22 protein-coding genes are annotated in these 24,734 nt (G+C 66.1%); 10 read left to right on the top strand and 12 right to left on the bottom strand.

Features of this window, described 5'->3' with window-relative positions; genetic code table 11:
* Window positions 1-4: 4 nt before the first annotated feature.
* Window positions 5-493 (bottom strand): hypothetical protein, encoded by a 489-nt coding sequence (locus ACFWU2_RS13145; RefSeq protein WP_378606463.1) that lies wholly within the window; start codon window positions 491-493, stop codon window positions 5-7.
* A gap of 106 nt (window positions 494-599) precedes the next feature.
* The gene (locus tag ACFWU2_RS13150; RefSeq protein WP_378606466.1) at window positions 600-1,805 is read right to left on the bottom strand and encodes a serine/threonine-protein kinase; all 1,206 of its coding nucleotides are present in this window, start codon (window positions 1,803-1,805) and stop codon (window positions 600-602) included.
* A gap of 204 nt (window positions 1,806-2,009) precedes the next feature.
* Here ACFWU2_RS13150 and ACFWU2_RS13155 point away from each other — a divergent pair, with 204 nt between their 5' ends.
* From ACFWU2_RS13155 to ACFWU2_RS13170, 4 genes are read left to right on the top strand one after another with little or no spacing between them, the layout of a single operon-like run.
* The gene (locus ACFWU2_RS13155; protein WP_378606469.1) at window positions 2,010-2,780 is read left to right on the top strand and encodes a hypothetical protein; all 771 of its coding nucleotides are present in this window, start codon (window positions 2,010-2,012) and stop codon (window positions 2,778-2,780) included.
* On the top strand, window positions 2,777-4,351 hold the full coding sequence (locus ACFWU2_RS13160) for a DNA polymerase Y family protein (protein WP_378606471.1): 1,575 nt from the start codon (window positions 2,777-2,779) through the stop codon (window positions 4,349-4,351). The genes ACFWU2_RS13155 and ACFWU2_RS13160 overlap by 4 nt, the downstream gene beginning before the upstream one ends.
* Window positions 4,352-4,366: 15 nt before the next feature.
* Window positions 4,367-5,128, top strand: a complete 762-nt coding sequence (locus ACFWU2_RS13165) for an alpha/beta fold hydrolase (protein WP_378606474.1) — start codon at window positions 4,367-4,369, stop codon at window positions 5,126-5,128.
* Between the two features lie 25 nt (window positions 5,129-5,153).
* Window positions 5,154-6,068, top strand: coding sequence for an exodeoxyribonuclease III (locus ACFWU2_RS13170; RefSeq protein ID WP_378606476.1), 915 nt, complete (start codon window positions 5,154-5,156; stop codon window positions 6,066-6,068).
* A gap of 14 nt (window positions 6,069-6,082) precedes the next feature.
* Here the strand turns inward: ACFWU2_RS13170 and ACFWU2_RS13175 are convergent, their stop codons facing one another.
* From ACFWU2_RS13175 to ACFWU2_RS13190, 4 genes are all read right to left on the bottom strand, one after another.
* Complete coding sequence (locus tag ACFWU2_RS13175) at window positions 6,083-6,814, bottom strand: hypothetical protein (RefSeq protein WP_378606479.1); 732 nt, start codon at window positions 6,812-6,814, stop codon at window positions 6,083-6,085.
* Between the two features lie 89 nt (window positions 6,815-6,903).
* Window positions 6,904-7,671: a hypothetical protein gene (locus ACFWU2_RS13180; protein WP_378606482.1), complete on the bottom strand. Its 768-nt coding sequence runs from the start codon at window positions 7,669-7,671 to the stop codon at window positions 6,904-6,906.
* A 4-nt stretch (window positions 7,672-7,675) separates the two neighbouring features.
* Window positions 7,676-10,126, bottom strand: a complete 2,451-nt coding sequence (locus ACFWU2_RS13185; RefSeq protein WP_378606485.1) for a hypothetical protein — start codon at window positions 10,124-10,126, stop codon at window positions 7,676-7,678.
* Window positions 10,123-10,386 (bottom strand): hypothetical protein, encoded by a 264-nt coding sequence (locus ACFWU2_RS13190; protein WP_378606488.1) that lies wholly within the window; start codon window positions 10,384-10,386, stop codon window positions 10,123-10,125. The genes ACFWU2_RS13185 and ACFWU2_RS13190 overlap by 4 nt, the downstream gene beginning before the upstream one ends.
* 122 nt (window positions 10,387-10,508) lie before the next feature.
* Here ACFWU2_RS13190 and ACFWU2_RS13195 point away from each other — a divergent pair, with 122 nt between their 5' ends.
* Window positions 10,509-11,039, top strand: a complete 531-nt coding sequence (locus tag ACFWU2_RS13195) for a hypothetical protein (protein ID WP_378606491.1) — start codon at window positions 10,509-10,511, stop codon at window positions 11,037-11,039.
* A 29-nt stretch (window positions 11,040-11,068) separates the two neighbouring features.
* Window positions 11,069-11,992 (top strand): sucrase ferredoxin, encoded by a 924-nt coding sequence (locus ACFWU2_RS13200; RefSeq protein ID WP_378606494.1) that lies wholly within the window; start codon window positions 11,069-11,071, stop codon window positions 11,990-11,992.
* A gap of 44 nt (window positions 11,993-12,036) precedes the next feature.
* Here ACFWU2_RS13200 and ACFWU2_RS13205 read toward each other — a convergent pair whose 3' ends face one another.
* The 3 genes from ACFWU2_RS13205 to ACFWU2_RS13215 all read right to left on the bottom strand — a co-directional run bounded on the left by ACFWU2_RS13205 (window position 12,037) and on the right by ACFWU2_RS13215 (window position 18,067).
* Window positions 12,037-14,025 carry an SDR family oxidoreductase gene (locus tag ACFWU2_RS13205; RefSeq protein ID WP_378606497.1) on the bottom strand — a complete coding sequence of 663 codons (1,989 nt, stop codon included), beginning with the start codon at window positions 14,023-14,025 and terminating at the stop codon, window positions 12,037-12,039.
* 55 nt (window positions 14,026-14,080) lie between these two features.
* Complete coding sequence (locus ACFWU2_RS13210; protein WP_378606500.1) at window positions 14,081-16,204, bottom strand: MMPL family transporter; 2,124 nt, start codon at window positions 16,202-16,204, stop codon at window positions 14,081-14,083.
* 306 nt (window positions 16,205-16,510) lie between these two features.
* Window positions 16,511-18,067, bottom strand: a complete 1,557-nt coding sequence (locus tag ACFWU2_RS13215) for a multicopper oxidase family protein (protein WP_378607244.1) — start codon at window positions 18,065-18,067, stop codon at window positions 16,511-16,513.
* 129 nt (window positions 18,068-18,196) lie between these two features.
* On the opposite strand from ACFWU2_RS13215, the gene ACFWU2_RS13220 reads away from it, so the two are divergent.
* Complete coding sequence (locus ACFWU2_RS13220) at window positions 18,197-19,102, top strand: D-isomer specific 2-hydroxyacid dehydrogenase family protein (RefSeq protein ID WP_378606503.1); 906 nt, start codon at window positions 18,197-18,199, stop codon at window positions 19,100-19,102.
* Between the two features lie 46 nt (window positions 19,103-19,148).
* Here ACFWU2_RS13220 and ACFWU2_RS13225 read toward each other — a convergent pair whose 3' ends face one another.
* Window positions 19,149-19,502 carry an ArsR/SmtB family transcription factor gene (locus ACFWU2_RS13225; protein ID WP_378607247.1) on the bottom strand — a complete coding sequence of 118 codons (354 nt, stop codon included), beginning with the start codon at window positions 19,500-19,502 and terminating at the stop codon, window positions 19,149-19,151.
* A 1-nt stretch (window position 19,503) separates the two neighbouring features.
* Complete coding sequence (locus ACFWU2_RS13230) at window positions 19,504-19,962, bottom strand: SRPBCC domain-containing protein (RefSeq protein WP_378606506.1); 459 nt, start codon at window positions 19,960-19,962, stop codon at window positions 19,504-19,506.
* A gap of 459 nt (window positions 19,963-20,421) precedes the next feature.
* Here ACFWU2_RS13230 and ACFWU2_RS13235 point away from each other — a divergent pair, with 459 nt between their 5' ends.
* The 3 genes from ACFWU2_RS13235 (at window position 20,422) to ACFWU2_RS13245 (ending at window position 23,768) form a co-directional block, all read left to right on the top strand.
* Window positions 20,422-21,333 (top strand): polyphosphate polymerase domain-containing protein, encoded by a 912-nt coding sequence (locus ACFWU2_RS13235; protein ID WP_378606509.1) that lies wholly within the window; start codon window positions 20,422-20,424, stop codon window positions 21,331-21,333.
* Between the two features lie 123 nt (window positions 21,334-21,456).
* Complete coding sequence (locus ACFWU2_RS13240; protein WP_378606512.1) at window positions 21,457-22,134, top strand: DUF4956 domain-containing protein; 678 nt, start codon at window positions 21,457-21,459, stop codon at window positions 22,132-22,134.
* 29 nt (window positions 22,135-22,163) lie between these two features.
* Window positions 22,164-23,768, top strand: coding sequence for a CotH kinase family protein (locus ACFWU2_RS13245; RefSeq protein WP_378607250.1), 1,605 nt, complete (start codon window positions 22,164-22,166; stop codon window positions 23,766-23,768).
* Window positions 23,769-23,923: 155 nt separating this feature from the next.
* Here ACFWU2_RS13245 and ACFWU2_RS13250 read toward each other — a convergent pair whose 3' ends face one another.
* A complete protein-coding gene (locus ACFWU2_RS13250; protein WP_378606515.1) occupies window positions 23,924-24,508 on the bottom strand; it encodes a hypothetical protein in 585 nt (194 codons plus the stop codon).
* Window positions 24,509-24,734: the final 226 nt, after the last annotated feature.

Consider the following 24,734-nt stretch of genomic DNA (forward strand, 5'->3'; position numbering starts at 1 on the left):
GCCCTCAGTGTGTCGCCAGGCGTTCCGTATTCCTCGCGGCGATCGCTGCGGCCACGTTGTCGATTCCGCCGAGGACCCCCGCTCCGTAGCCGTCGTCGGCGAGTGCATCGGCGTATTCCCGGGCGGCCGCGAGATGACCGGCAGCAGAGTCGAAGTCGCCGAGGCGCCGGTAGTCGTCGGCGAGGTTGAGATGTAGAGACGGGTAGAAGCCGCGGATGCGGAGGGACTCGTGGTGTTCTCGGACGCGTCGATCGTCCATATCGTCGGCGGCGGCCAGTGCCCTGATGTCCCATTCCAGTGAGGCTGCCGCGTCGTCGTACAGGTCGGCCAGATAGTGGGCGAGGGTACAGCGATGGAGCGGGTCGCCTCCGGGGCCGATCTCGGCCCACAGTTCTTCGAGCGAAACACGAGCGTCGGAGGTGCGTCCCGCGCGAGCCAGAGTCACGGCGTCGGTAATTGCTGTCATCGTCGGATCCGCTGGTGGAGTGCTCATGGTCTGCTCCCTCTGGCTGTTCGGTGGGAGCCGGATCGTCACATACACATCCGACACTGTCGGCCGAATTCGGACCGCAGATGCGGCCCGTGCGGATCGGGAGGTGTCAGTTCACGAGAAAGCTGATGACGAGGGCTGCCACGAGCGCTGCGACCAGCAGCGCGACCATGGCTGCCATCGCGAGCGGTGCGTAGGCGACGACCTTGTCCTGCAGTGAGTCGGATACCGGGCCGTTCGGAAGGAGGCGGTCCAGCAGACCCGAAGGGTGCGAATTTCGCTTGCTCGACGACGGTCCCTGTGTCTTGTGCCCGGGCGGTATCTCGCCGAGTGGCCGGTCGACGAACGACCCGCGACCGCGGAGAGGCTCCGCGAGAGGGGTGGCGCGCTGCGCCCAGGAGGGAACGGTCCCGTCCTCCGACAGGATGGGACGTCCGCGGAGTTGTGCGGCCGTGCCTCCGGGACCGAGCGTCACCGCGGCGAGCAGGTCGCGTGCCTGGGCCATCGTCGGCCGACGGGCAGGGTCCGGCTCGAGCATCGACAGGAGGATGTCGGTGAGGGGGCCCGTGTTCGTGGGCATGATGATCTCGGCGCGAGCAACCCGGTGCAGCAGAGCGATCGAGTCGGCCTCGAAACCGAACGGCGGCTGCCCCTCGATGGCGGTGTAGAGAGTCGCGCCGAGTGAGAAGACGTCACTGGCTTCGGTCGGGTCGTTGCCTCGTGCGACCTCGGGGGCAAAATATGCGGGCGTTCCGATGATCACGCCCGCCGGGTCGTTGTCGCCCTTGACCCGCGCGATGCCGAAGTCGCTGATCTTCACGACGCCGGAGATCTCGCCCCGCTCGGCGATCAGGATGTTGCCGGGCTTGACGTCGCGGTGAACGATACCGGCTGCGTGTGCGGCCGTGAGAGCGTCGGCGACGTTCGCCCCGATCTGGGCCACGATGTACGGCGGCAGCGTGTCGACAGCATTCATCACCTGCGCCAGGCTCCGAGAGGGCAGATGCTCCATGACGAGCCAGGGCTCACCGTAATGCAGAGCCACGTCGTACATGGAGATGGCGTGTTCGTGCGTGAGCTGGGCCGCGACCCGGCCTTCGCGTAGTGCCCGGCGGCGGATCTCCTCGGCTTCGGCGTGGTCGAGGTCGGCGGTGGAGATCACCTGCTTGACAGCCACATTGCGGCCGAGTCTGGTGTCGTGGGCGAGCCAGACGGCTCCCATGCCGCCGCCGCCGAGCTTGGAATCGAGTCGATACCGCCCGGCCACCAAGTGGTCCGGGCCGACGACTCGTCCTGCTCTGTCCTGATCGACCACCTTGCCAAGGGTAATCGATGGGGTCGGGGACGCCGGAGGCGAGACTGCGAGGTGTGGCCGGTCGCTCACTTGACGGCGAGCGAGCGCATCGGGTCTACTGAAATGGTTCGAATGAATGTTCGAATACGAATTCGCGCTGGGCCACGTCTTCCCCGTGGTCGGCCGGTCGTGTGCAACGCGGCAGGCGGATGACAGGGGTGCATAGTGGGCGAGGTAGCCGAATTTCCGATCGGTGACGAAGAAGCGGGCCTGGAGCGCGCGCAACAGATAGAGGCGTTGCGACGACGGATCGCCGCCGTCCCCTCGCGGGGTGAGGTCTCCCGACCGACCCCGGTGGCGGAGCCTGCCGAGGTCCCGTCCCGTGGAGTACTTCCGGTACCCGGGCCGCTCGCCGAGTTGCTGCCGCACGGTGGTCTCGTCCGCGGCACCGTCGTCTCGGTTTCCGGTGCGGCCTCACTGTTGCTGGGGGTGCTGGCATCTGTGACCTCCTCCGGCGGACACGCCGCGGTGATCGGTCAGCGGCGGCTGGGGTTGCTCGCTGCGGCAGAAATGGGGGCGCATCTGCAACGCCTCGCGATGGTTCCGGATCCCGGGCCCGACCCCGTCGAGGTCGCGGCGGTGCTTCTCGATGGGATGGATCTCGTCGTCCTCGGACTGGGCGGTGCCTCCGTCCCGCCGACCCGGGCACGTGCTGTCGTGGCCAGGGCCCGGAGCAAAGGGGCTGTCCTGATCGTCACCGACGGGCGGTGGGAGGGAGCACAGGTCCGGCTCGAGGCACAGGTCAGTGGCTATGACGGAGTGGACGGGCCCGGCCTCGGGAGGCTGTGCGGAACGCGGCTGTCGGTACGGGCGCACGGGCGGGCGTTTCCTCCGCGCACCACCCAGATCGATGTGTGCGCCGAACGCAGCAGAGTGCTGTGGGAGCCCGGCGAACCCCGTCGCATCGGTGGCGGTGCCGGGCGGGTGGCGCAATGAACGTGCCCGCGGAAGCTCCGGCTCGGGTGGTGGCGGTGTGGTGCCCGGACTGGCCGGCGGTGGCGGCCGCGGCGTCCGCAGAACTACCCGCGACCACCCCGATCGCGGTGGTCGCTGCCAATCGGGTGATTGCATGTTCTGCTACCGCACGCGCCGCGGGGGTACGACGCGGCCTGCGCCGTCGGGAAGCACAAGCACGATGCCCGGAACTGTATGTGGCACAGTCGGACCCCGACCGTGATGCAATCCGGTTCGAGTCGGTGGTGTCCGCGATCGATGCGGCCGCCCCGGGGGTGGAGGTGCTGCGCCCCGGTCTGGTGGTGCTGGCTGCCCGCGGTGTCGTCCGATGGTTCGGCTCGGAGGAGGCGGCAGCGGAAAGCCTGGTCGACGCCGTTGCCGCAGTCGGAGTCGAGTGCCAGGTCGGCATCGCCGACGAGCTCTCCACCGCGGTGCTCGCAGCCCGGCGCGGCACCCTCGTTCCCGTCGGTACCGGTGCCGGATTCCTGGCGCCCCTACCCATTTCGGAACTGGCGGTGGAACCGTCACTGGCAGCTCCCGAGCGTACGGAAACGGTGGACCTGCTGCGTCGGCTGGGGATGCGCACGATCGGAACGTTCGCCGCATTGACCCCGGCCGAGGTGGCCTCCAGGTTCGGTTCCGATGCGGTCGCCGCGCACCGGAGTGCGCGAGGCGTGCCGGAACGCCCGCCGTCGGGCCGGGCGATCCCTCCCGACCTGGTGGTGGAATATCCGTGCGATCCGCCGATCGATCGGGTGGACGCGGCCGCGTTCGCCGGTCGCACGCTGGCCGGGCTACTGCATGACCGCCTTGCCGCGGCGGGGGTGGCGTGCACGCGATTGCTTGTCGCCGCTCGCACCGGGAACGGCGAGGAGCACTCCCGTACCTGGCGCTGCGCCGAACCGCTGACTCCGGACGGAACCGCCGATCGGGTGCGCTGGCAACTCGACGGATGGCTCACCGGCCGCAGCGTTTCCCGCCCCACCGCGGGGATCGTGATGCTGCGTCTGGAACCGGTGGAAGTGGTGGCGTCGGGTGCGTTGCAATTGGGATTGTGGGGTGGGGTAGGAGACGAGGACGAACGGGCCCGACGAGCGCTGGTCCGCGTCCAGGGGCTTCTCGGCGGCGATGCGGTGCAGGTGGGGGTGCTCAGCGGTGGTCGCGGACCGGGTGAGCGCGTCGTCCTCGTGCCCGTGGGGGACGAAGCGGTTCCGGCGTCCGATCCGAGCGCTCCCTGGCCCGGCCGGCTTCCCCCGCCCGCTCCCGCCATGGTCCTGCACGAACCGCCCGTCGTGGTCCTGGACGACGAGTCCGGTGCGCCGGTGACCGTCACGGAGCGGGGTGTGCTCGACGGGCGGCCGGCCCGGTTGCAATGGGGAAGTCGCAGCTGGACGGTGATGGGATGGGCGGGCCCGTGGCCGGTGGACGAGTACTGGTGGGATCCGGCGTCGGCTCGGCACGTCGCCCGGCTCCAGGTGCTCCTCGACGGCTCTCGTGCGCTGCTCGTCCTCTACGGCGCGGACGGCTGGCGGGTCGAGGGCGTCTACGACTGAGTAGGCTCGGCGGTCGTGGACAGTCTCGTGCGTACGGCCGAACCGAACGGTGTCGTGGTTTCGTACCGCGAGGCCGCGCCGTCCGGTCGCGCGCACCCGGTGCCGGTCGTGCTGGTGCACGGACTCGGCGGTGACGGTCGCACGTGGGCGCGTTTCTCTCGGGTTCTGGCAAAGGCGGGGAGGCGTGTCGTTGCCGTCGACCTGCGGGGCCACGGCCGTAGCGGTCGCGCCGAGTCGTACCGGTTCGACGATTTCGCCGCCGATGTCGCGGGCTTGTGCACCCATCTCGGATTCGACACGATCGACCTGGTCGGCCACTCACTCGGAGGACATACCGGCTCGTTGATCGCACAGCGGCACCCGGAGCTCATCCGGCGCCTGGTACTCGAGGAAGCCCCGCTGCCCTTGAGAGCGGGTGATCCGGTTCCGCAGATTCCCGCCGGCCGTCCGACGCCCGCCGAACTGTGGCATGCGACCAGCAGCATGATCCTCAATCCCCGCGCCGTCTTCACTTTCGATCGGTCGATGACCGAGACGGTGGTGAGCCAGTTCCACACCCCGAATCCTTCGTGGTGGGAACAACTTTCACACATCCGATCTTCGACCCTGTTGCTGCGTGGCGTCCGCCGCGGCAGTATGGTCGACCCGAAGCTGCTCGCTGCGGCGCTGTCGTCGCTACCGGACGGAACGGTGCGGGAGATCGGGTGCGGTCACAGCATCCATCGCGATCGCGCCGGAGATTTCGCGGCCGCGGTCCTGCCGTTCCTCATGGACTGACCTTCGGTCCCTACACTGGTACTCCGTGCGTATCGCGACCTTCAATATCAACGGAATCCGTGCGGCGCAGCGACGTGGATTCGAAGAGTGGCTCCTCGAGCGCCAGCCCGACGTGGTCGCACTGCAAGAGGTGCGTGCTCCTGCTGCGGCGGTTCCGCCCGGAGTGTTCGGCAAGTACCACTTCAGTTACGAAGAGGGTGTACTCCCGGGCCGCAACGGTGTGGGGATCCTGACGATGCATCCTCCCGCTGCGGTGCGCACGTGGAGCGGTACGGCACTGGTGCGGACGCCCGGTGAAGATCACAGCGACCTGATCACCCTCGAGCGAGTGCCGTTGGCGCGCGGACTGAAAGAATTCGCGGACGAAGGTCGCTACATCGAGGTCGATCTCGCGGATGCGCCGATCACTGTCGCGTCGCTGTATCTGCCGAAAGGTGGCGTCCCGGCGCACCTGCAGAAGCCGGGCCGCATGCGGGACGAACCGGACGGCGGGGTCCGGTACGCACGCAAGATGCGTTTTCTCGACGCATTCGCACGGCAACTGGGGCGGTCGCGCCGCGCGGCCCGCGCGCAGGGCAGAGAACTGCTGTTGATGGGCGACCTCAACATCGCACACACGCGGTACGACGTCCGGAACTGGCGGCGCAGCAATCAGGCCGAGGGATTCCTCCCCGAGGAGCGTGAATGGCTTGATTCGTTGCTCTCGCCGCGCACCCTCGTCGACGTCGTCCGTCGGCACTACCCGGGTGTCGACGGCCCATACTCGTGGTGGTCGTGGATCCCCGGATCGTTCACGCGCGATGTCGGATGGCGGATCGACTACCACCTTGCGACCCCGGGCCTGGCTCGAACCGCCGTCGCTGCGGGCACCGACCGGGAACCCGCGGAGGATCGACGGATGAGTGACCACGCACCGGTCGTTGTGGATTACGACATCTGATCCCGCAATCCGTTTCACGGACCACCGACGCGCTGAGGCCATCCGGGAACGGAAGGTTGGACAGCGGGGGGAGCGTCGAGAATATCGCCGTAGCGGAAATTTCCGTTGCTGGGCGGATGCTCGTCATCGCAGTAGTCGAGAAGCGCGCGATCTTCGGGATCGTAACCGGAGAAGAAGTCATTTTCCCAACGCGTTCTGAGGCGTATCTCCCAGCCCTCGAAGACATTCCACGACGGATGTCGAGTGCGGACCGCGCGGTCCACACGAGGGACTGGGGTATTCCATCCCGTGCGGGTAATGGCGAGGATGTAGGTATATCGATTGCTCGCGCCGTTCGCTTTCCACGCGTCACCTGTGGGTATGGCTGTGTCGGTTTCGTCGGTGCAATAGGCGACGCGATACGACGGGCGTCCGAATCTATCGGGGAGTGGACGCACCTCGAAGACGTGATTGTTCACCGTCCCGGTGCGAGGGTAGGTGCGTCCACCGTTGTCGAGATAGGGAGCTGCCTCGGGAAAGCCTTCATACGCCGATTCGTACTGGCCGGTGATTTCGTAGAACAGTTCAGAATCTCCGAAAGCCCGTGCCACCAGGACTTCAGGGGAGTCCAGGTCCACGCCCGGAACTGCGGTCCAACGGATCGAGATGTCCTCGATAGGGACCCATTCGTAGGGTGGTGTTTCGGCCACAGGCGCGCTGTCGACATGTTTTGTGGGCGTGCCGCACCCTACCGAGAGAATCAGCATGGTCGCGGCGAGTATTCCTGTTGTCTGACGCATCGTCTCAGTTCGAAGAGGTGAAATCACTGGTGGTGCCGCGTTGTGGGCTTTGCTTGTCAGGGACCATCGACGCGCTGGGGCCATCCGGGGACGGAAGGCTGGGCAACGGGAGGAGCCTCGAGAGGATGCTCGCGGGGGAACCTTCCATTGCTTGTCGGATGGTCCAGGATGCAGTAGTCATTCAGTGCTTGATCCTCGGGTTTGCTGAGAGAGAAGAAGTCATTCCCCACACTCGTTCCGAGACGTATCTCCCAGCCCTCGAAGACATTCCAGGATGGATGGGACGTACGGACCGCGGTATTCACCTGAGGAGCCGGAGCATTCCAACCGGTGCGGGTGATGGCGAGAACGCGGGGATGGCTGAGTGCGTAGCTGCTCGTTTTCCACGCGTCACCTGTGGGTACGGCTGTATCGGTTTCGTCGGTGCAATAGGCCACGCGATACGACGGGCGTCCGAATCTATCGGGGAGTGGACGCACCTCGAAGACGTGATTGTTCACCGTCCCGATGCGAGGGTAGGTGCGTCCGCCGTTGTTGAGAAGATATGGCACTGCCTCGGCGAATCCTTCATAGGTCGATTCGAGCCGGCCGGTGATTTCGTAGAACAGTTCGGATTCTCCGAACGCCCGTGCAACGAGGAGTTCGGGGGCGTCCAGCTCGATGCCCGGAACTGCGGTCCAGCGGACGGAAACGTCGTCGATAGCGACCCACTCGTGGGGTGTTGGTTCGGCAACACGCGCGTTGTCGATGTGTTCTGTCGGCGTGCCGCACCCCGCCGAGAGTGTTAGGAAGGCCGCGGCGAGTATCGCTGTTGTTTGGCGCATCGTCTCAGTTCGAAGTGAAGTGAACGGTGGGAGCGACGTCGTGGTAGCTCCGCTGGTATTCGTCGGTGTAACGATTGAGATAGTCAGATCCGAACTCGTTCTCCACGGCGTATCCAATGAGCGTGTGCACCTTCTGAGAGCTTCGCGTCGAGAGCGGATCAGGATTAGTCGAGAGCCTGCCGTCGTCCGCCAATATGCCTGCGTCGGTCAGAGCGCTGATCCCGCTTGGGCTCTCGGGTTCCCAGTTAGTGCCGAGCAGCAAGCGTGCGATCCGGACATCGTTTTCCGCAGTCAGCTGCGCCTCGTTCATGGTGAACGCGAAATTTCCCGCCGGTGATTCCGGAATCGTGAAGGTGTCGCGAACACTCGGGTTGAGCATGTCCATGGTCATGCCGACCGTGAAGTTGGCGGGAACGAACGACGCGACCGCGTTGCGCATCATGGTGTAGCCGGTGTCGTAAGCCTGGTTGCGGCGTTCGGCAACCGTGTTCGCGATGTTCTCCTGGTCGCGCGACTGTTCGACGGCCGCGCCGTAGATACCGGTGTCGACCAGAGCCTGGATGTGGGCCGCATTTCCGGCGGCCGCCGTGTCGGGGGATATCTCACCCCACTTGTCGGGCTCGAGGAGGCTGCGGACGAACACGCGATCGTAGGTCTCGTGGAACGCGAGGGCACCTCCCATGAAAGTGGTGTTCGCGTCGGTTCCCGTCGACATGAGGGCGAACACACGCTGCGCATGGGCGAAACGCTTGTCGCCGGCGTCACTGGATTCTGCTGCACGGTAACCCCACTCGCGGCTGTCGGTGTCGATGCCTGCGAGATGGGGGATGTACCCGACGAGGCCCTGGCTTGTCGCATGCAGCAGCGCAGGATTCACCTCGCCGAGGTTCGAGGTGTCGGGCCCCCTCATGTCCATGAAACGTGAGTAGTTCTCGCCGTGCGAAAGGTATTGCGCCAGTCCGAGAGCCGCTCGATCCGCGCGGTCGCGGCGCTCCGTGTCGAGCGAGCCGGTCTCGCCGTGCACGGTGAGGCTCTCCTCCGTCATCCATGATGTCAACCGGCCGAGCGACGCGCCGTCGTCGTTCCACTCGTGGACGAACAACGGCGTGAGGACGGCGTCGCGTCGAGTCTCGGGACTGCCGTCGCCGTCGAGGTCGCCGGTGAGGATGCGCGCGTTGGTTTCGTTGTTCCGGGTGCCGACGTCGAGCATGGCTTCGCCGAGTCCGTTCGGGAAGGCGTACGACGCGGAGGCGATCGCCGAACGGCCCGTGGAGTCGGAGAGGCCCACCTGTGTCGCTGCGGATTCGACGAGTTCGACTCCGAGCCGAGTGCCGGGGATACCGTCGGAGTCGGCTACGCGTCCCCAGAACTCGTTTTGGACGCCGAGGCGCTGGGCGTAGTGGTTACCCGGATCGCGCAGCATCTCGGCGTGCGCGCGGGCGGCCGCGCCTGGATCGGCTTCGAGTCGGGATCGCTCGAACGGCGAGAGCGAGCGCAGGTAGTCGTCGAGAGTCGCCGGTGCGGAGTCGGCCGGATTCAACTGCACGAGGGCGCGTACGTCCGGCGGAAGCCTGTCCCAGGCGCCGCTGTGTCCGTCGTCGTCGACGATGCTCTCGTTCGACAGGGTGAGGATTCCCGCGCTCAGCGCCCGCCCCGCCGCAACAGCCTGTGGGCTGCCGTCCTCGTCGAGCGCGTTCTGCAAGAGAAGAAATTGTTCGACTCCACCCCGGTGATACAACTCTTCGAGGTATCGGATGGCCCCGGCGGGCAGGTGTGTGACCTGTCTGCCCGCCGCAAGATCGGCGAGGGAGTTCGTGTCGAGGCCGGCAGCGGTCAGGTTGGCCAGCAATCGCCCGACCTCGTCGCCGTCGAGTTTTCCGTCGTCGAAGATGGCCCGGTCGCGGACCGCCTCGTCGGGGGAGAGCGGCGCAGGTTTCGGAGTGCTCGCGGCGAGATCCGCAACAACCCCTCGGAGGATGTTTGCGTAGTGATCGTCCAATTCTCCGAGGGTGGCCAGTGCGCGTCGGATCGCCTCGGCGTGCTCGGCGGCCGCGGCCGAGGTTGCAGCGGCCGAGGTTGCAGCGGCCGAGTCGTCCGCGTGGCGGCCGGGTTTCACGCCGCTGTCGTCGACAGTGAAACCTGCCCGTTCGGCGTTCGCGATCGCATTGCGCACCGCCAGAACCGACCAGGTGAGCGCGGTATCGGCGCGGCGGAGTTGGTCCCCGACGTGTCGCAGATGCTCGACGGCGGCCACGACGGAGCGACGTTCCCTGTCCAGGTGTTTCTCCGCCGCGTCTGCTGCATGTCCTTGCCAGGACTGCCACAGCGTGCGTGCGGTGTCCGTCAGAGCGCCACGCTCGTCGTCGAGGTGTGCGACAACCCTGTCGACGGCTTGTGCTCTGTCGTGGAGGACGGCGGGCTTCCAGTTGCGGACATCGGTGATCGTGGGGATCACTCGGGAACTGCCCGCGCCAATCCGGCGGCGAAGTACTCGTCGGTGTTCTCGTAGTCCGCGGCGACCCGGTCGATGGTGTCGGACGTCGACCAGGCATGGTCGGCGAGGAGTGAGACCGAGCGTCGCGACGCGGACTCGACTGCTGCGAGTGCCTCGACGATCGCAGCACCGCCCGGGAATCCCTCGGCGGACCCCGCCGAGATCGCACGGGTGTCGATACGGGCGATACGACCTGCAATTCCTTGGAAAGTCGTTGACAAAGAGAATAATTCGTCGATATCGGCCCTGATCGTATCCGCCATCGTCCCCCCAGACGTTCGGTAGCGCGGACACCATAACGCACAAATCCGACACCGGGGAAGTGGGCGCTACCATCATGGACATGGCACTGACCGAATCGGATCGTCGGCTCATCGGATCGTCGCTGTTGTTCCTGGCGTCCCAGGCAAACATGGGCCGCGTCCTCGGCCCCACCGCACTTACCGTCGGCACGATTCAGGCCACCTTCTCGGCGGACAAGTATCGGAAGATCCTCGACAACCTGGGTCCGGACGAGATCAGTCGGTACCGGCAGCACTACTACTGGGACATGGTGCATCCGTTGACGTTCGCCATCGCGCTCCGGGACGGCGCCCGTGCCCTCGACCACCACCGCCCGTTGACACCCCGAACGCGCAGGCTTCTCGCTGCCGCGCCTGTGATCGCTGCGGCCGGGGATTACGCAGAGAACATTGCCGGGCTGTACCTGCTCGACCATCGCAGTCGCATCGACGACACCACCGTTCGCGCCGCGACGACGATCAGCCTGACCAAATGGGTGCTGGCGCTCGGTTGCTTGGGCTACCTGACGCAAGGTTTCCTGCGGGTGTGGGGGAGAGCCGGACTGCGGCGGGTACGAGGAAACCGACGCTGACCGGGGAAACTCGCCAGGGCGCCGATTCCATGAGTGAGCCGAGCGGCGACAATGAACCGGTGACGATCGCTGCGACAACCTGCTCCGCGCTGTCCGCTCTCGACGAGCCGTTGCCCGGCACCGCCGCAACGGCGCTCGGGTACGTGTGCCTGGAGTTTCCCTCGGGCTGGGGGCGGGACGTTCTCGACGGCACGGCACTCGGCGCGGGACTCGCTGCCGAGCTCTCGGCTCGCGCAGATGCGGCGGGGGTCCGGTTCATGTTCATCCGCCGGCCAGGCCGCGACGTGGTGCGTACGACCCGGACGGTTCTGCTCGCACGCACCGAACCGGGCGCTACGTGGTGCGAGCGCCTCGAGATCACACACCCGGCAGAACTGCTCGACATCGTGCCGCAGGTGGTGGCCGGGCCTTCCCCCGGCCTCGGCACTCCGGTCGGCGAACCGGTCGTGCTCGTCTGCGCCCACGGCAAGCGGGATCAATGCTGCGCGGTGCTGGGCCGCCCGGTCGCTGCGGCGCTCGCCGCCGAATTCGGTGACGCGGTGTGGGAGTGCTCCCACACCGGAGGGCATCGCTTCGCCCCGTCGATGATTCTCCTGCCCACCGGCTATACCTACGGCCGCCTCGATGCCGCACAGAGCGCAGACGCAGTGCGCGCCGCGACAGCCGGCCGGGTATACCTCCCGGGCCTTCGTGGACGCAGCACGTGGGACGCGCCGGGGCAGGTGGCAGAGATCGCGGTGCGCACGCTCACCGGCACCGACCACCTCGACGAGTTCACCGTCGATGACGGCACGGTGCCGGTCGTGCATCACGGTGACGGGCGGGCCTGGCGGGTGGACGTCGAGAAACGTGACCTGCCGCCGCGGCCTGCGAGCTGTGGAGCCGCACCCAAGCCGGTGTATCCGGTGGTGGCCACCAGGGTGACACCGGTCGGAGCACTCGACCGCGGGTGACCGCATATGCAGCCGAGGGCGCGAACACGGTTGTTTCGGAACGCCTACCAGTGCACGCCTGGAACGAGTCGTCCGATACGGCGCAAGGCCGTGCCTCCGGTCATGGCCGGAAGCACGCTGAAAAGAATCGGCGGCTTCCCCCGACGATGCTCGGTTTCGCCTCGCGCCACACCGGAATCCGGCGATGTGTGGTGGAGCCGGGACCGGACGCGATTGGCGGTCGACGGTGCGAACAGGCTGCCGAACTCGGCGAGCGTGCCCACCGGGACGTCGATGCGAGTGGGCCGCTCGACGAGAGCACGCACGATCATCGCCGCCGCGGTCTCCGGGCTCGCCGCCGGTGCGTCGGTGTACTCGTCGGTCGGTGTGATCATCGGTGTGCGCACGAGCGGCATCCGGACGGTGGTGAAGGTGATTCCGTCGCTCAGGGTTTCTCCCGCGGCGACCTCCGCGAATGCTTCGAGGGCTGATTTGGAGGCCAGGTAGGCCGCGAACCGTGGGGTGCGGGCGGGCACACCCGCGCTGGTGATGTTCACGATGTGTCCGAAGCGCCGCCGGCGCATCTGCGGAAGGAGCGCGAGCACCAGACGCACGGCGCCGAAATAGTTGACCGCCATGGTTCGCTCGAAATCATGCATTCGGTCCGTCGAGTCGTACAGCCCGCGCCGGATCGATCGACCGGCATTGTTGACGAGCATGTCGACGTGCCCGTGGTCGGTGAGGATGGTCGTGACGGTGAGTTCGACGGAGTCGGGGTCGGTGAGATCGCAGGGGTAGGCGTGGCCCCGCCCGCCTCCGGCACGGATCTGCGCCACGACGGCGTCGAGTTCCTCTTCGCGGCGAGCCAGGAGAATCACCCGCGCCCCCTCCTGCGCGACTGCGAGTGCGGCGGCTCGTCCGATCCCCGAGGAGGCGCCGGTGATGACTACATTCCGGTCGGCAAGCGGTCCGGGCCCGTCACCGCGTCGCGCGCGGTTCGGATCCAGATTCTCGGCCCAGTACCGCCAGAGCGCCGGTGCATACGTCGAGAGATCCGGAACTGTGATACCGCTGTCGCGCAACACTTCCCGGGTTCGCGTGTCGTCGAACACGGTCGGGAGTGCGAGATGGTCGAGCATCACCGGTGGGATGCCGAGACGGTTCAGTGCGAAACGGCGGGCGGCATCGAGACCGGGCAGAGCGGTCGACGACAGGAGCGTGCGCACGAAACCGCCGGGAACGGTGGCGACCGGAAGCGGGGCTCCCGCTGCGGAAGCGAACGCGGCGAATACTTCTCGCAGCGGTTGTGGCCGGGGAGCGACGAGGTGGAAGACCCGGCCGTCGAGGTGCGGGCGGTGCACGAGTTCGACGATCGCAGCGGCGACATAGTCCACCGGCACCAAGTTGGTGTCGCCCAGATCGGGTACGACGAGGGGCAACCCGGAGGGCAGCGCTCCGAGTCGTGCCAGCGCGGGGAAGAAGAAGTACGGACCGTCGATCTTGTCGATGGCACCGGTGACGGAATCGCCGACGATCGCGGACGGGCGGTACGTGCGCCAGCGGATGTCGCTATGGCGCACCGCCTTCTCGGCCTCGAACTTGGTGCGGTGGTACGGCGTCGGGAAGTGCTGCCCGAGGTCGAAGTCGTTCTCGGTGAAGGTCCCGCGGTGGTCGCCGGCGATCGCGATCGACGAGACATGATGCAGGGTCGCGTCGAGTTGCCGTGCCAGCGCGATCACGGCGTGGGTGCCGTCGACATTGGTGGCGGCCTGCTCGTCACCGGCGGTCAGGTCGTAGATCGCGCCGAGGTGCAGGATGTGATCGGCCTGTGGGATCGTCTCCGGTTCGAGACCGAGGTCGCTCGCCGTCAGGTCTCCGACCAGGGCGTGCAATCGCGCGCCACCGGGCAGCGAGTCGGCGAGCGCTTCGAACTTGGCGACGGAGCCCCGCCGCACCAGCACATGCACTTCGGCGTCGGGCCGGGTGGCGAGCAGCCGGGCGAGGACCTGCCGACCGAGAAATCCTGTTCCACCCGTGACCAGGTAAGTTGCCATGCCCGAGAACTTACTCTGAGGTAAGTATTGCGGGCCGGAAAACCGAGGTCGCGTCCTAGTGGCCCAGCCCGACCTTCTCGTGAATCCGCTTCATCCATGCCGGCGCCCACCAGTTCGCCTCACCCATCAGCTTCACCAGCGACGGCACCAGAAGCATCCGGATGATCGTCGCGTCGATGATCAGCGCAATGATCATGCCGATGCCCAGGAACCGCATGATCGACAGACCGGAGATCGTGAACGCACCGGTCACCACGATCAGCAGCAGGGCGGCCGCAGTGACGACCCGGCCGGTCCGCGCGGTGCCGTATTCCACGGCTTCGACCGTGGTGGCACCCGCCGCGCGGGCCTCGACCATTCGGGACATGAGGAACACCTCGTAGTCCGTGGAGAGACCGAACACGACCGCCAGGATCAGGACGACGAATGTCGGCTCGAGCGCATTCGGTACGACACCGATCCACGATGCGCCGTGCCCGAGCTGGAACACCCATGTCAGCACGCCGAACGTGGCTGCCAGGCTCAATCCGGCCATCAGGACCGCCTTGACCGGCAGCACCACGGAGCCGAACGCAAGGAACAACAGCACCAGCGTCGAGGCCACCATGATCGCGATCATCCACGGCAGAGCGTCGGCGATCGCGGCATTGGCGTCGTCGACGAGCGCGCGTCCGCCACCGACGAGCACCTCCGTTCCGGCGGGTTCGGGGACGGCTCGCAGTTCGTCGGTGATGGCACTCGCCCGGGGAGTGCCGTCGACTCCCTGCCCGTACAGCGCTTGCAGCACCGCGACGTCACCCTCCGAACCCACGGTGACGGTCTGCTCGATGCCGTCGAGGGCGGTCGCCGCGCGCGACACCTCACGGACCGCCTCGGCCGACGGTGTCTGCCCGTTGTCGCCTCGCACCACCAGGGTGGCGCCGTTCCCGCTGCTGGAGAAGTCGTCGAGCAGTTTCTGCGTCGCGGCGCGTGCGGGACTGTCCTCCGGGAGTGCGGTGTACTCGATCTCGCCGAACCCGGCCTTGAAGACCGGTGTGGCAAGCACGAGCAGCCCGGCGGTGATGACGATCGCGATGGTCGCCGGTCGCCGCATCACGTTTCGCACGACACGACCCCAGAAGCGCACGGCGCGGGCCTCGCTGCGAGCGGACGCCTCCCTGTCCCAGGTCCAGGCGTTGATTCGGTGACCGAGCAGTGCGAGCACGGCCGGCACAGCGGTCAGGGACAGCAGGGCAGCGCTGAACACGGACGCCATCGCGCCCAGGCCGAGCGACCGCAGCACCGACTGCGGGAAGACGAGCATGCCCGCGAATGCGCAGATCAGCAGGGCCGCAGAGAACATCACCGTGCGCCCCGCAGTGAACATGGTGCGCTTCGTCGCGGCGATGACCTCGGCTCCGGCGTTGAGTTCTTCGCGGAATCTACTGACGATGAACAGGCCGTAGTCGATCGCGAGGCCGAGCCCGATCAACGAGGTGATGTTCAGCGCGTACGAGGACACGTCGGTGAACATCGTGAGCAATCGCAGCGTCGCGAGCGAAGAGAAGATCGCCAGGACACCGACGAACACCGGCACCGCTGCGGCGACCACCCCGCCGAAGATGAACACCAGCAGGAGGAGTGTCACCGGGATCGCGATCGCCTCCGAGACGATCAGGTCGTGTTCGAGGGTTCCGGTGAATTCCACTCCGACGACGGTTCCACCGGCGAATTGCGAATCGACCCCGGGAACCTCGAGCATCTCGAGGACCGCCGGGAAAGTAGCGTTCGTGACCCCCGAGTCCTCTCCCAGGATGATCGAGGCCGCGACACTGCGCTGATCTGTGGAGACCAGCAGCTGGTTCATCGGCGGCGGTGCCGTCCAGTACGTCGAGATGGAAGTGACCGTCACCTCGTCGGAGAACTGCCCGAGGGTCTGCTCGACGTCGTCTCGGATGTCGTCGATGGTCTGGCCGTCGGGAGCGGTGTACATCGCGATGATGTCTGCGGTCTGCGGACCGAAGGTGTCGTAGATGATCTTCTGGGCCTGCATGGATTCGCTACCCGCCACGTAGTAGCCGGTGCCGGAGAGTTTTCCGAATACCCCCACTCCCCAGATTCCGGCAGCCAGGACCACCAACAGGACCGCGGCGAGAACCCACCGACTTCTGGTCACCACGATGTCGGCCCAGCGGTTCATGCACACTCCCGTTTCGGTTGCCTCGGTTACCGAACGGCAACTGTACTGGCGGGAGAATCGGCCGCCACAGCGATACCGGTCATAACGGAAATGGGAGCGCAATCCACCGGCGTCGCAGCGCGGGAGCGCGAAGAAAGAGAGGCGGACCGACGCGCCCGATGCCTCACGGCGTCTCGCGCAACGTGGCTCCAGCCGGACGGTATTCCACGAAGGCCATTCATACTGGCTCCGGGGCGTACTGACGCGCCGATCCACACGGTTCCAACACAGCCACCCCAGGATGTATTCCCCGGATATTTCCGCTGGTTATCCGCCGTGCGTGCCGTGCCCACCCGGGGATGCGTGATCGGTGACGCCATCCACACGGGCTGCATCGTCCGGACCGACCACGACGAACTGTCCCATCATCCCGTCGTCCTCGTGTCGCAGCAGGTGACAGTGGTACATGTACGGCATCGCGGGGTCGCTGTGATCGCCGAACCGCACGAGAAGCCGCACCGTGGTGTTCGGAGGCACGAATACGGTGTCCTTGCGTCCGGCGAGGAGGGCGCCGTCCTCTCGTGTACCCGTCGCGTCGACGACCTCGAACTGAACATCATGGATATGGAAGTTGTGGTGGGTGCCGCTCCCGTTCCGCACCTCCCACAACTCGGTCGAGCCTGCCGGGACGACGTCGTCGATGCGGCTCATGTCCATCTCCCGGCCGTTGATCATGTTCGTCCCGTTCAGATCGATCCGGCGCACGGTGCTGGGCTCGCCGAGATCCTCGAACGTGGTGAGGCGTTCCGGTAGCGCCGCGGAGCTTTCGAGGACGGTGGACGTGCGCAGTTCCAGAATGTCGAAGCTGTCGTCTCCACCGGAGAAGCGTTTCTGGAAGAAATCCACATCGAGATCGGGCGGCGTGCTGCGCAGAACGTCCCGGGTGCCGGGCCGCGGGCGCACGACTATTTCGGCGCGTTCGCCGGGAGAGAGTTGGACGCTGCTCACGGGCGTGGGGTGTTCGAGGAGGCCACCATCGCTGCCGACGAGGTCGAACTGCATGCCGGACTCCAGCGAGAAGTCGAACACGCGCGCGTTCGACGCGTTGAGCAGTCGCAACCGGACGGCCTCCGTCGTGACGTCGAGGTACGGCCGCGGAGTGCCGTTGACCAGGATCTCGTCGCCGAGTGTCCCGACATTCGAGAATGTACCGGCGCCCGCATCGAGTTGGTCACCGTCGAACTGCTTGTCCTGGACGATGAGCGGGATGTCGTCGACGCCGTACTCACGGGGTAGCGCCCGGCCGGCGGGCGTGGTCGCAGCGGCCGGATCGTCGAGGAGGAACATCCCCGCCAGACCCCTGTACACGTGCTGCGCGGTGCTGCCGTGGAGGTGCGGGTGGTACCAGAGGGAGGCAGCGGGCTGATCTACGGTCCAGTTCGGCGACCATGTCTCTCCGGCGTCGACGGTCTGGTGCGGGCCGCCGTCCATCGCCGCGGGCAGATGCATGCCGTGCCAGTGCACGGTGCTGGTTTCACCGAGGTGATTGGTGACATCGACACGGACCTTCTCTCCGCGCGCCGCACGCAGGGTCGGGCCGAGGTAGGACCCGTTGAAACCCCACGTCCGAGTCCCCGGACCGTGGCCGAGATCGGTCGTGCCGCTCTGCAGTTCCAGATCGAACACTCGGGTGCCGTCGGCGGTTACGGTGCCGGTCTCCAGCGGAGGGATCTGCAGCGGCCGGTCGAAGTCGACCCGGCCGAGGGTGTCGACGTCGGCGGTGTTCCATGCGTAGGCCACGACGGAGGCACCGGTCGCAACCGCCACCAGGACGAGGGCGAGTGCCGCCACGATCAGCCGCACCAGAAGTTTCATACTCATCATGCTCGTCCGCGACACGACGCGGCACCTCCGGTGTGGTACCCGATCTTGCCCTCGGGGAGAACCCCGAAGATCAACCCCCTGCGCAGGTGTAGCCTTCCGTTTTCCCGCGGCGGCACTAGGGTTTTCGACATGCGAATTCATCTCGGCCCGGACCACGACGACTACCTCGCTGCGGCGATCACCGACGGTGGCGCCACGGTGTCGTCGCTCGACGACGCCGACGCCGTCGTCTGGTACGGCGGCGCGGAGGACTTCCCTGCCCTGCCGGAACGGGTGCGCTGGGTGCAACTCGCCTACGCGGGCATCGAACCGTTCTTCCGTGCCGGCCTGATCGACCGCACCAGGGTGTGGACGAACGCGTCAGGGGTCTATGCCGACAACGTGGCCGAGTATGCGGTCGGAGCCCTGCTGGTCGGCTTACGGCAGTTCCACACCGCCGTCGCGGCCAACCGGTGGAGCAAAGATCATATCGACCCCCTCGTCCGCCCGCTGCACGGATCGACCGTGGCGATCGTGGGATGCGGGGGAATCGGCCGGGCGATGATTCCCAGACTCCGTGCCTTCGGGGTGGAGGTCGTCGCCGTCACCCGTTCCGGACGTCCGGTCGACGGAGCGTCGGTGACGTTGCCGGCACACCGCACCTCGGACGTGTGGACCATGGCCGACCACTTCGTCGTTGCGGCGCCCGCGACCGCCGACACCGACCGGCTGGTCGACGCTGCGGCGTTCGATGCCATGCCGGATACGGCGTGGCTGGTGAACGTGGCCCGCGGCAACCTCGTCGACACCGATGCGCTGGTAGATGCGTTGCGTGCGGGGGCGATCGCCGGCGCGGTGCTCGACGTGACGGAGCCGGAACCGCTTCCGGACGGACATCCGTTGTGGCACTTCGACAATTGCGTAATCACCCCGCACGTTGCGAACACCCGGAGCGGGCTCACGGCGGCATTCGCGCCCACTCTTCGTGAGAACGTTCGGCGGTTCGTCGCGGGGGAGGACCTCGTCGCGCGCGTCGATCCGTCGGCAGGCTACTGAGCTCGCGAGTCGCGCAGGTCTTCGACCGTCGGACAGCATTCCACTCTCACGGGGAGCGCTCCGCAGCCTTCTTGATGGCGTCGAGCCGTCGGTCCCATCCCGAGCCCACCGCTTCCAGGGCCCTGCCCACCGCGCTCAGCCGGGAACCGGCTGCGGAGAAACGGAGTTCGCGGCCGACACGTTCGGACGTCACCAGACCGCAGTCCTCCAGTATCGACAAATGCTTGGCGATCGCTTGACGCGAGACCGTGAATTCCCCCGCCAGACCTGACGCGGACGCCGGGGAGCGGGCGAGTCGTTGCAACAGTTGCCACCTCGTATCGTCCGCGAGTGCGGCGAATACGCGGGTCGGGCCGGTTGCTGCGGCCGCGCCGGAACCGCCGTCGTCGAACCTTCCTATTTCACTGTGCGGCAACGATTTGCCCGCTTTCCAGGTGCTGTCGTGCGAGATCGAGTTCGATGGTCCACCCCTCGACGTTTCCCTCGTACTTCGCGCGACGCTCGGCGGCGTCGCCGGGAAGGGACTCGAATCCGGTTTCCGTCACGTGCAGGACGGTGGAGGAGTCGGAGACGGCATCGACCCGGAACTCGACGAGCGTGGACGGGCTGTCGGGGTCGGTGCTGTCGGCCAACCAGCGGAACGCCGCGTAGTGCGGTTTATCCAGTGCGACCGTGCGGAACAGGAAGGCGCCGTGGACGGGATCGTGAACGACGGTGAGGTCGCCGTCGCGTTCGAGTCGGTGTTCGGTGATCGTGTGGTCGTTGATGTACCACCCGGGTTCGGCTACGAGCTCCCAGACCCGCGCGGCCGGTGCGTCGATGGCGATCTGTCGTTCGATGCGGTCGAGCTCGTCGGTCATGACGTCTCCTCGTTCGATGCGAGCGGGGTGCAACCCCATGGTTGCACCCCGATTCGTCTATCGGCAACCCCTTGGTTGCAGGTGAGCCGTGCACCCCAGCTCAGGGCTGGGAATTACGTCGATGGTGCTCTGTTTCCACGCTTCCTGATCGTTGACGCTCCGTCCGGAACTTTTCTCTCTTATCGGATTTGCAGTGCGGTCGGGCATCTTCCGGACAAATCGATCCACCTGCACAGATCGTTGACCGGTGGCGTTCGGTGACGGCAAATTCCCCGAAGCCGAGCCCGAGTCGGCCGAGGTGCCGGAATTGGCCGTGGCAGGTGAGTTGCTCGTCGCCGAGTACCTGCGCGATTGACAGCCGATTGCCAGGTAACCTCCAAGTTTCCTCGAGGCGTCCGGTGTGTGCTGTGGGGGTGAACATTGCGCGTACAGCACTGGTGACCGAGAAAGGCGGAAGCAATGGGTATGTTCGACCGATTCCGTGACCGGTCGGCGCCGGACCGGCAGCGGGCGGAAGACGTCCCGACCGAACCTGCCGGTTATCAGCAGACCGCGAGCAAGTTGCACGCGTTCAACCGTTACGAGATCAAGTACTTCGTCGACGAGTTCAAGGTTCCCGAGTTGCGGCGCGAACTCGCCGCCCGCATGGACACCGATCCGTACTCGCCGCACGGCGGGTATCCGGTGACCTCGCTGTATTACGACACTCCCGATCTGCGCTTCTACTGGGAGAAGATCGAGGGCCTGAAGTTCCGGCGCAAGGTGCGATTGCGCCTGTACGGCAACCCTGCCGAGTGCACCGACGACACCTCGGTGCAGGTCGAGATCAAGCAGCGGGTCAATCGGGTCACGCAGAAACGGCGCACCGCCATGCCGTACGGTCTCGCGCAGCGGTGGCTCAACGGGCGCGAGGAGATCGACTGCGACGACTCGCAACGACCCTTCGTGAACGAGGTCTCCATGTTGATCGGCAACCTGGATCTGCGGCCGATCGTGACCACCGGTTATCTGCGTGAGGCGTTCGTCGGACGCGGCGCCGACCTGGGTTTGCGGGTGACGATCGATCACAAGGTGCACGGCCGCGACCGGGACTTCCACTTCGCCTCGGGCGCAGAAAACCGATTCATCATTCCGCCCAAGCTCGCCATCGTCGAACTCAAGGCGAACGAGCGGGTGCCCTACTGGGTAACCGATCTCACGGCCCGACTCGACATGTCGGTGATCCGGGTGTCGAAATATTGCCAGTCGGTCGAAGCGTTCGGGCTCGCGCCACGCTCGCGTGTCGGTGCGCCGGAGTTGGTGTTGCCGAAAGGATTCGATGCCAAGGTCGCGGACGACCTGTTGGCCATCACACCGATTCCGGTCTCCTAGACCCCGATGCGCTGACCTGGCACGCATTCTCTTCCTGTCGCCCGGCATCGATGCCGGGCGTCCCGATTGCCCCCGACACCTGCGGCGGCGATCGCTTCATCCCTCTTCCGAAACAGGATCGTCATGAATTTGGATTTCCAAGACCTCAGCGGCACGTTCACGGTCTTCGACATCGTGGTGTCACTGACGTTGTCGTTCGTCCTCTCGAGCGTGATCGCCTGGGTTTACCGCTACACCCACAAGAACGTCTCCTACAGCCAGTCCTACGTGCAGACGCTCGTGCTGTGCGGCATGATCATCGCCCTGATCATGCTGGTGGTCGGCTCGAACATCGCCCGGGCCTTTGCTCTCGTCGGCGCTCTGTCGGTTATCCGATTCCGCAATGCCATCAAGGAAACCCGTGATGTCGGGTTCATCTTCCTGGTGATGGCCGTCGGAATGACCACCGGTACCCGCTTCTATCTGCTCGCGATCGCCGCGACCATCGCGATCTGCCTTGTCTTGTTGATCATGAACAAGTTCAATTGGTTCAAGCTCGACGTCAGCCGACAGGTTGTCAAGGTCCAGGTGCCGCCGGCGCCGGAATACACGGCGATGGTCGAGGACGTGCTCATCAAGCACTGCAGTGAGTACGAGCTCGTCTCCACAGAATCCGTGCGCTCGGGCGCCTTGACCGAGCTGTATTACACGGCGCAGATGAAGAAGGGCCTGTCCGCCGGCGAACTCGTTTCCGCGCTGAGTGCGGTGAACACCGGTCAGCGGGTGACCGTGCTGACCGGATACGACCAGACCGACCTGTAGTGAGCACCCCCATCCCACCCCGGCGCCGCATGCGGCACCGGATACCGAAATCGCTGCGGCAGCACTGGAAACTGCCCGTCGCACTCATCGCGTTCGTTGTGATCGTGGCATCGGTGTTCGGCGCTACGAGGGTCCGCCCGTACATCACCGGCGACGCCTCGATCATCGCCTCGGAAATCACCGAGAACATCACCGGAACGGTCGACTTGTTCGATACCTCCGTCACCCACGAATTGTCCATCGCGATCAGCGATGCCGAGTACGACGACATGATCTCCACTTTCCGGAAGTCCGGGGACAAGAAGTGGGTGAACGCCGATGTGGTCATCGACGGCATCCGTATCGAGGACGCCTCTGTCCGGTTGAAAGGCAATTCCACGCTCACGGGGGTCCGTGGAACCGATTTCGCGGAGATGGCGCCCGAGGGTATCGAGCTGCCCGAAGGATTCGATCCGGCGCAGGGACCGCCCGGTATGGGCGGGACGATTTCTCAGGCGGATCCGGAGGATCCGACGTCGCTGCCACTGCTGATCAGCTTCGATGAGAACGCCGAGGGACGTGCCTATCAAGGCATGACCGAGTTGTCGGTGCGGCCCGGCTCGCCGGTGCTCAACGAGGCGATGGCCCTATCGCTCACCGCTGAGACCGATCAGCCCACCCAGCGCTATGCGTACACCGTGTATTCGGTCAACGACAGCGCAACCACCACCCGTTTGGTGCTCGAACATCCCGACGACACCTACGCCAACAGCCTGTTCGACTCGAACGGCTATCTCTACAAGGCGGATGCTTCCTCACGGTTGGAATACGTCGGCGACGACCAGTCGTCCTACTCCGGCCAGTTCAAGCAGATCAACGCCGTGGGCACCGGAAACCTGCAGCCGCTCATCAACTTCTCGAGATGGTTGGATTCGGCGAGCGACGAAGAATTCGCCGCGCGGCTCGGTGAGTGGGTGGACGTCGACTCGTTCGCCCGCTATCTGGCCACCCAGAACCTGCTCGTCAACGGAGACGACATGGCAGGCCCGGGACAGAACTACTACCTCTGGTACGACCTCGACACCGAGAAATTGTCGGTGATCTCCTGGGATCTGAACCTTGCCATGCAGGGCGACGCCACCCTTGGTCCGCACGACAGCGTGTCGATGGGGCCGGGTGGAATGGGCCCCGGCGGCCCCGGCGGCCCTGGCGGCCCCGGGATGGGGCAGGGGGCCATGAGCGGCGGCGCCGACTCTGCCCCGGCAACCGCACCCGACGGCGGAGCGGGCGGCGGACCGGGCGGGTTCCCTCAGGGCATGCCGCGATTGCCGGGCGGCGGCCCAGAGGGAATGCCAGGGATACAGGGCGAAACACCCGAGGGTATGCCGGGCGGAGGGCAGGCCCCACCGCAGATCGGCAATACCCTCAAAACCCGGTTCCTCGAATCCGAGGCCTTCACCGCGATGTACGAGGACGCCTACCGGCAGCTGCACGAGCAGATCTACGGCAGCGGCCGCGCTCTCGAGATTCTCGACGAGGTGTCCGCGTCTGTCTCCACGTCCGACGGACTGACCGCCGAGTCGTTACAGGGCAGCGTCGAAGCCATGCGCTCGTGGATCGAGGAGCGCATCACCGCCCTCGACGACCTGCGGTAGTCGGTGGCAGCCGGTGGCGCACGGCGGTTTGCCGTGCGCCACCGATGTTTTCACTCGTCCCTCGTCGTCCACCACCGACATGAACGGTATGCCGCGGTACCGGATCGAAATCAACGAATTCGACAATCCCCCATGCGATCGATCGAAACACGGGCCTAGTCGAGTGTCCAGGATGCGACAGGGGTGGAGTCGTCGGTATCGACGAGTACGACCTCGGCGGGGTCGGCTCCGGGCGGAATCTCGAACAGGAGGCTTCCGCAGCGGCTTTCGCCCGTGCGCAGGGTTCCGGACCCGAGGTCGTCGTCGAGGCCGGGTGTGGAGGCGACGTAGATGGCTCCGCCGGGTGTGCGCAGCGAGAAGTACAAGGCATTGTACGGAAACTCGCCGGCCCGGGTTTCGATCTCGACGAGCACGGTGTAGCCGAGGTGATCGAGGGCGGTGGGGTGCGGGGGATACTTCTCGATTCGCGGGTGGGGGAGTGGTGCGAAGTTGGACACGGTCACGTCCGCGGTGCCGATGACCCCTTCGGTGGATCCGACCACCTCCACGGACACGGTGACGGTGTCACCGATCGGGACGGTGGGGAGGTCGACGCCGGGGACCGATGCCTGTTCGATTCGGCTGACGCTCGCGCCGGTGGTCGGGGGAGTGGCGGATGACTCGGTTCGGTCGTTGTCGCAGGAAACCAGGGGTACGAGAGCAACGAGGGCGGCTGTGACTATGAAGCGATGCCTTCTCATGGTCCGGACCTTCTTTCGCATTGCGGGAAGGCATGAGGACCACGGACCGGGGGCTCCCGGCGAGAACCGCACGAGAGTCGACATCCTCGATGCCTCCCTCCATTCTGGCTCAATAGTCTCGGGCTCAATAGGGGCCTCGGCCGTGAATCCGGCATTCGAGCCGGTGCCGCGCTCGGGCCCAGATGCCTGCCCCGAGCGCCATCACCACCGCGCTTGTACCCAGAAT

Source organism: Rhodococcus sp. NPDC058639 (assembly GCF_042717545.1).
In the GTDB taxonomy this organism is placed as follows: domain Bacteria; phylum Actinomycetota; class Actinomycetes; order Mycobacteriales; family Mycobacteriaceae; genus Rhodococcus.

What these genes read in the sequence shown, in the direction of transcription:
- ACFWU2_RS13180 (WP_378606482.1), bottom strand. Translation starts at nt 7,671, where the DNA reads ATGCGCCAAACAACAGCGATACTCGCCGCGGCCTTCCTAACACTCTCG.
- ACFWU2_RS13250 (WP_378606515.1), bottom strand. Translation starts at nt 24,508, where the DNA reads ATGAGAAGGCATCGCTTCATAGTCACAGCCGCCCTCGTTGCTCTCGTA.
- ACFWU2_RS13175 (WP_378606479.1), bottom strand. Translation starts at nt 6,814, where the DNA reads ATGCTGATTCTCTCGGTAGGGTGCGGCACGCCCACAAAACATGTCGAC.
- ACFWU2_RS13220 (WP_378606503.1), top strand. Translation starts at nt 18,197, where the DNA reads ATGCGAATTCATCTCGGCCCGGACCACGACGACTACCTCGCTGCGGCG.
- ACFWU2_RS13230 (WP_378606506.1), bottom strand. Translation starts at nt 19,962, where the DNA reads ATGACCGACGAGCTCGACCGCATCGAACGACAGATCGCCATCGACGCA.
- ACFWU2_RS13200 (WP_378606494.1), top strand. Translation starts at nt 11,069, where the DNA reads ATGAGTGAGCCGAGCGGCGACAATGAACCGGTGACGATCGCTGCGACA.
- ACFWU2_RS13245 (WP_378607250.1), top strand. Translation starts at nt 22,164, where the DNA reads ATGCGGCACCGGATACCGAAATCGCTGCGGCAGCACTGGAAACTGCCC.
- ACFWU2_RS13240 (WP_378606512.1), top strand. Translation starts at nt 21,457, where the DNA reads ATGAATTTGGATTTCCAAGACCTCAGCGGCACGTTCACGGTCTTCGAC.
- ACFWU2_RS13205 (WP_378606497.1), bottom strand. Translation starts at nt 14,025, where the DNA reads ATGGCAACTTACCTGGTCACGGGTGGAACAGGATTTCTCGGTCGGCAG.
- ACFWU2_RS13195 (WP_378606491.1), top strand. Translation starts at nt 10,509, where the DNA reads ATGGCACTGACCGAATCGGATCGTCGGCTCATCGGATCGTCGCTGTTG.
- ACFWU2_RS13210 (WP_378606500.1), bottom strand. Translation starts at nt 16,204, where the DNA reads ATGAACCGCTGGGCCGACATCGTGGTGACCAGAAGTCGGTGGGTTCTC.
- ACFWU2_RS13215 (WP_378607244.1), bottom strand. Translation starts at nt 18,067, where the DNA reads ATGATGAGTATGAAACTTCTGGTGCGGCTGATCGTGGCGGCACTCGCC.
- ACFWU2_RS13145 (WP_378606463.1), bottom strand. Translation starts at nt 493, where the DNA reads ATGAGCACTCCACCAGCGGATCCGACGATGACAGCAATTACCGACGCC.
- ACFWU2_RS13235 (WP_378606509.1), top strand. Translation starts at nt 20,422, where the DNA reads ATGGGTATGTTCGACCGATTCCGTGACCGGTCGGCGCCGGACCGGCAG.
- ACFWU2_RS13160 (WP_378606471.1), top strand. Translation starts at nt 2,777, where the DNA reads ATGAACGTGCCCGCGGAAGCTCCGGCTCGGGTGGTGGCGGTGTGGTGC.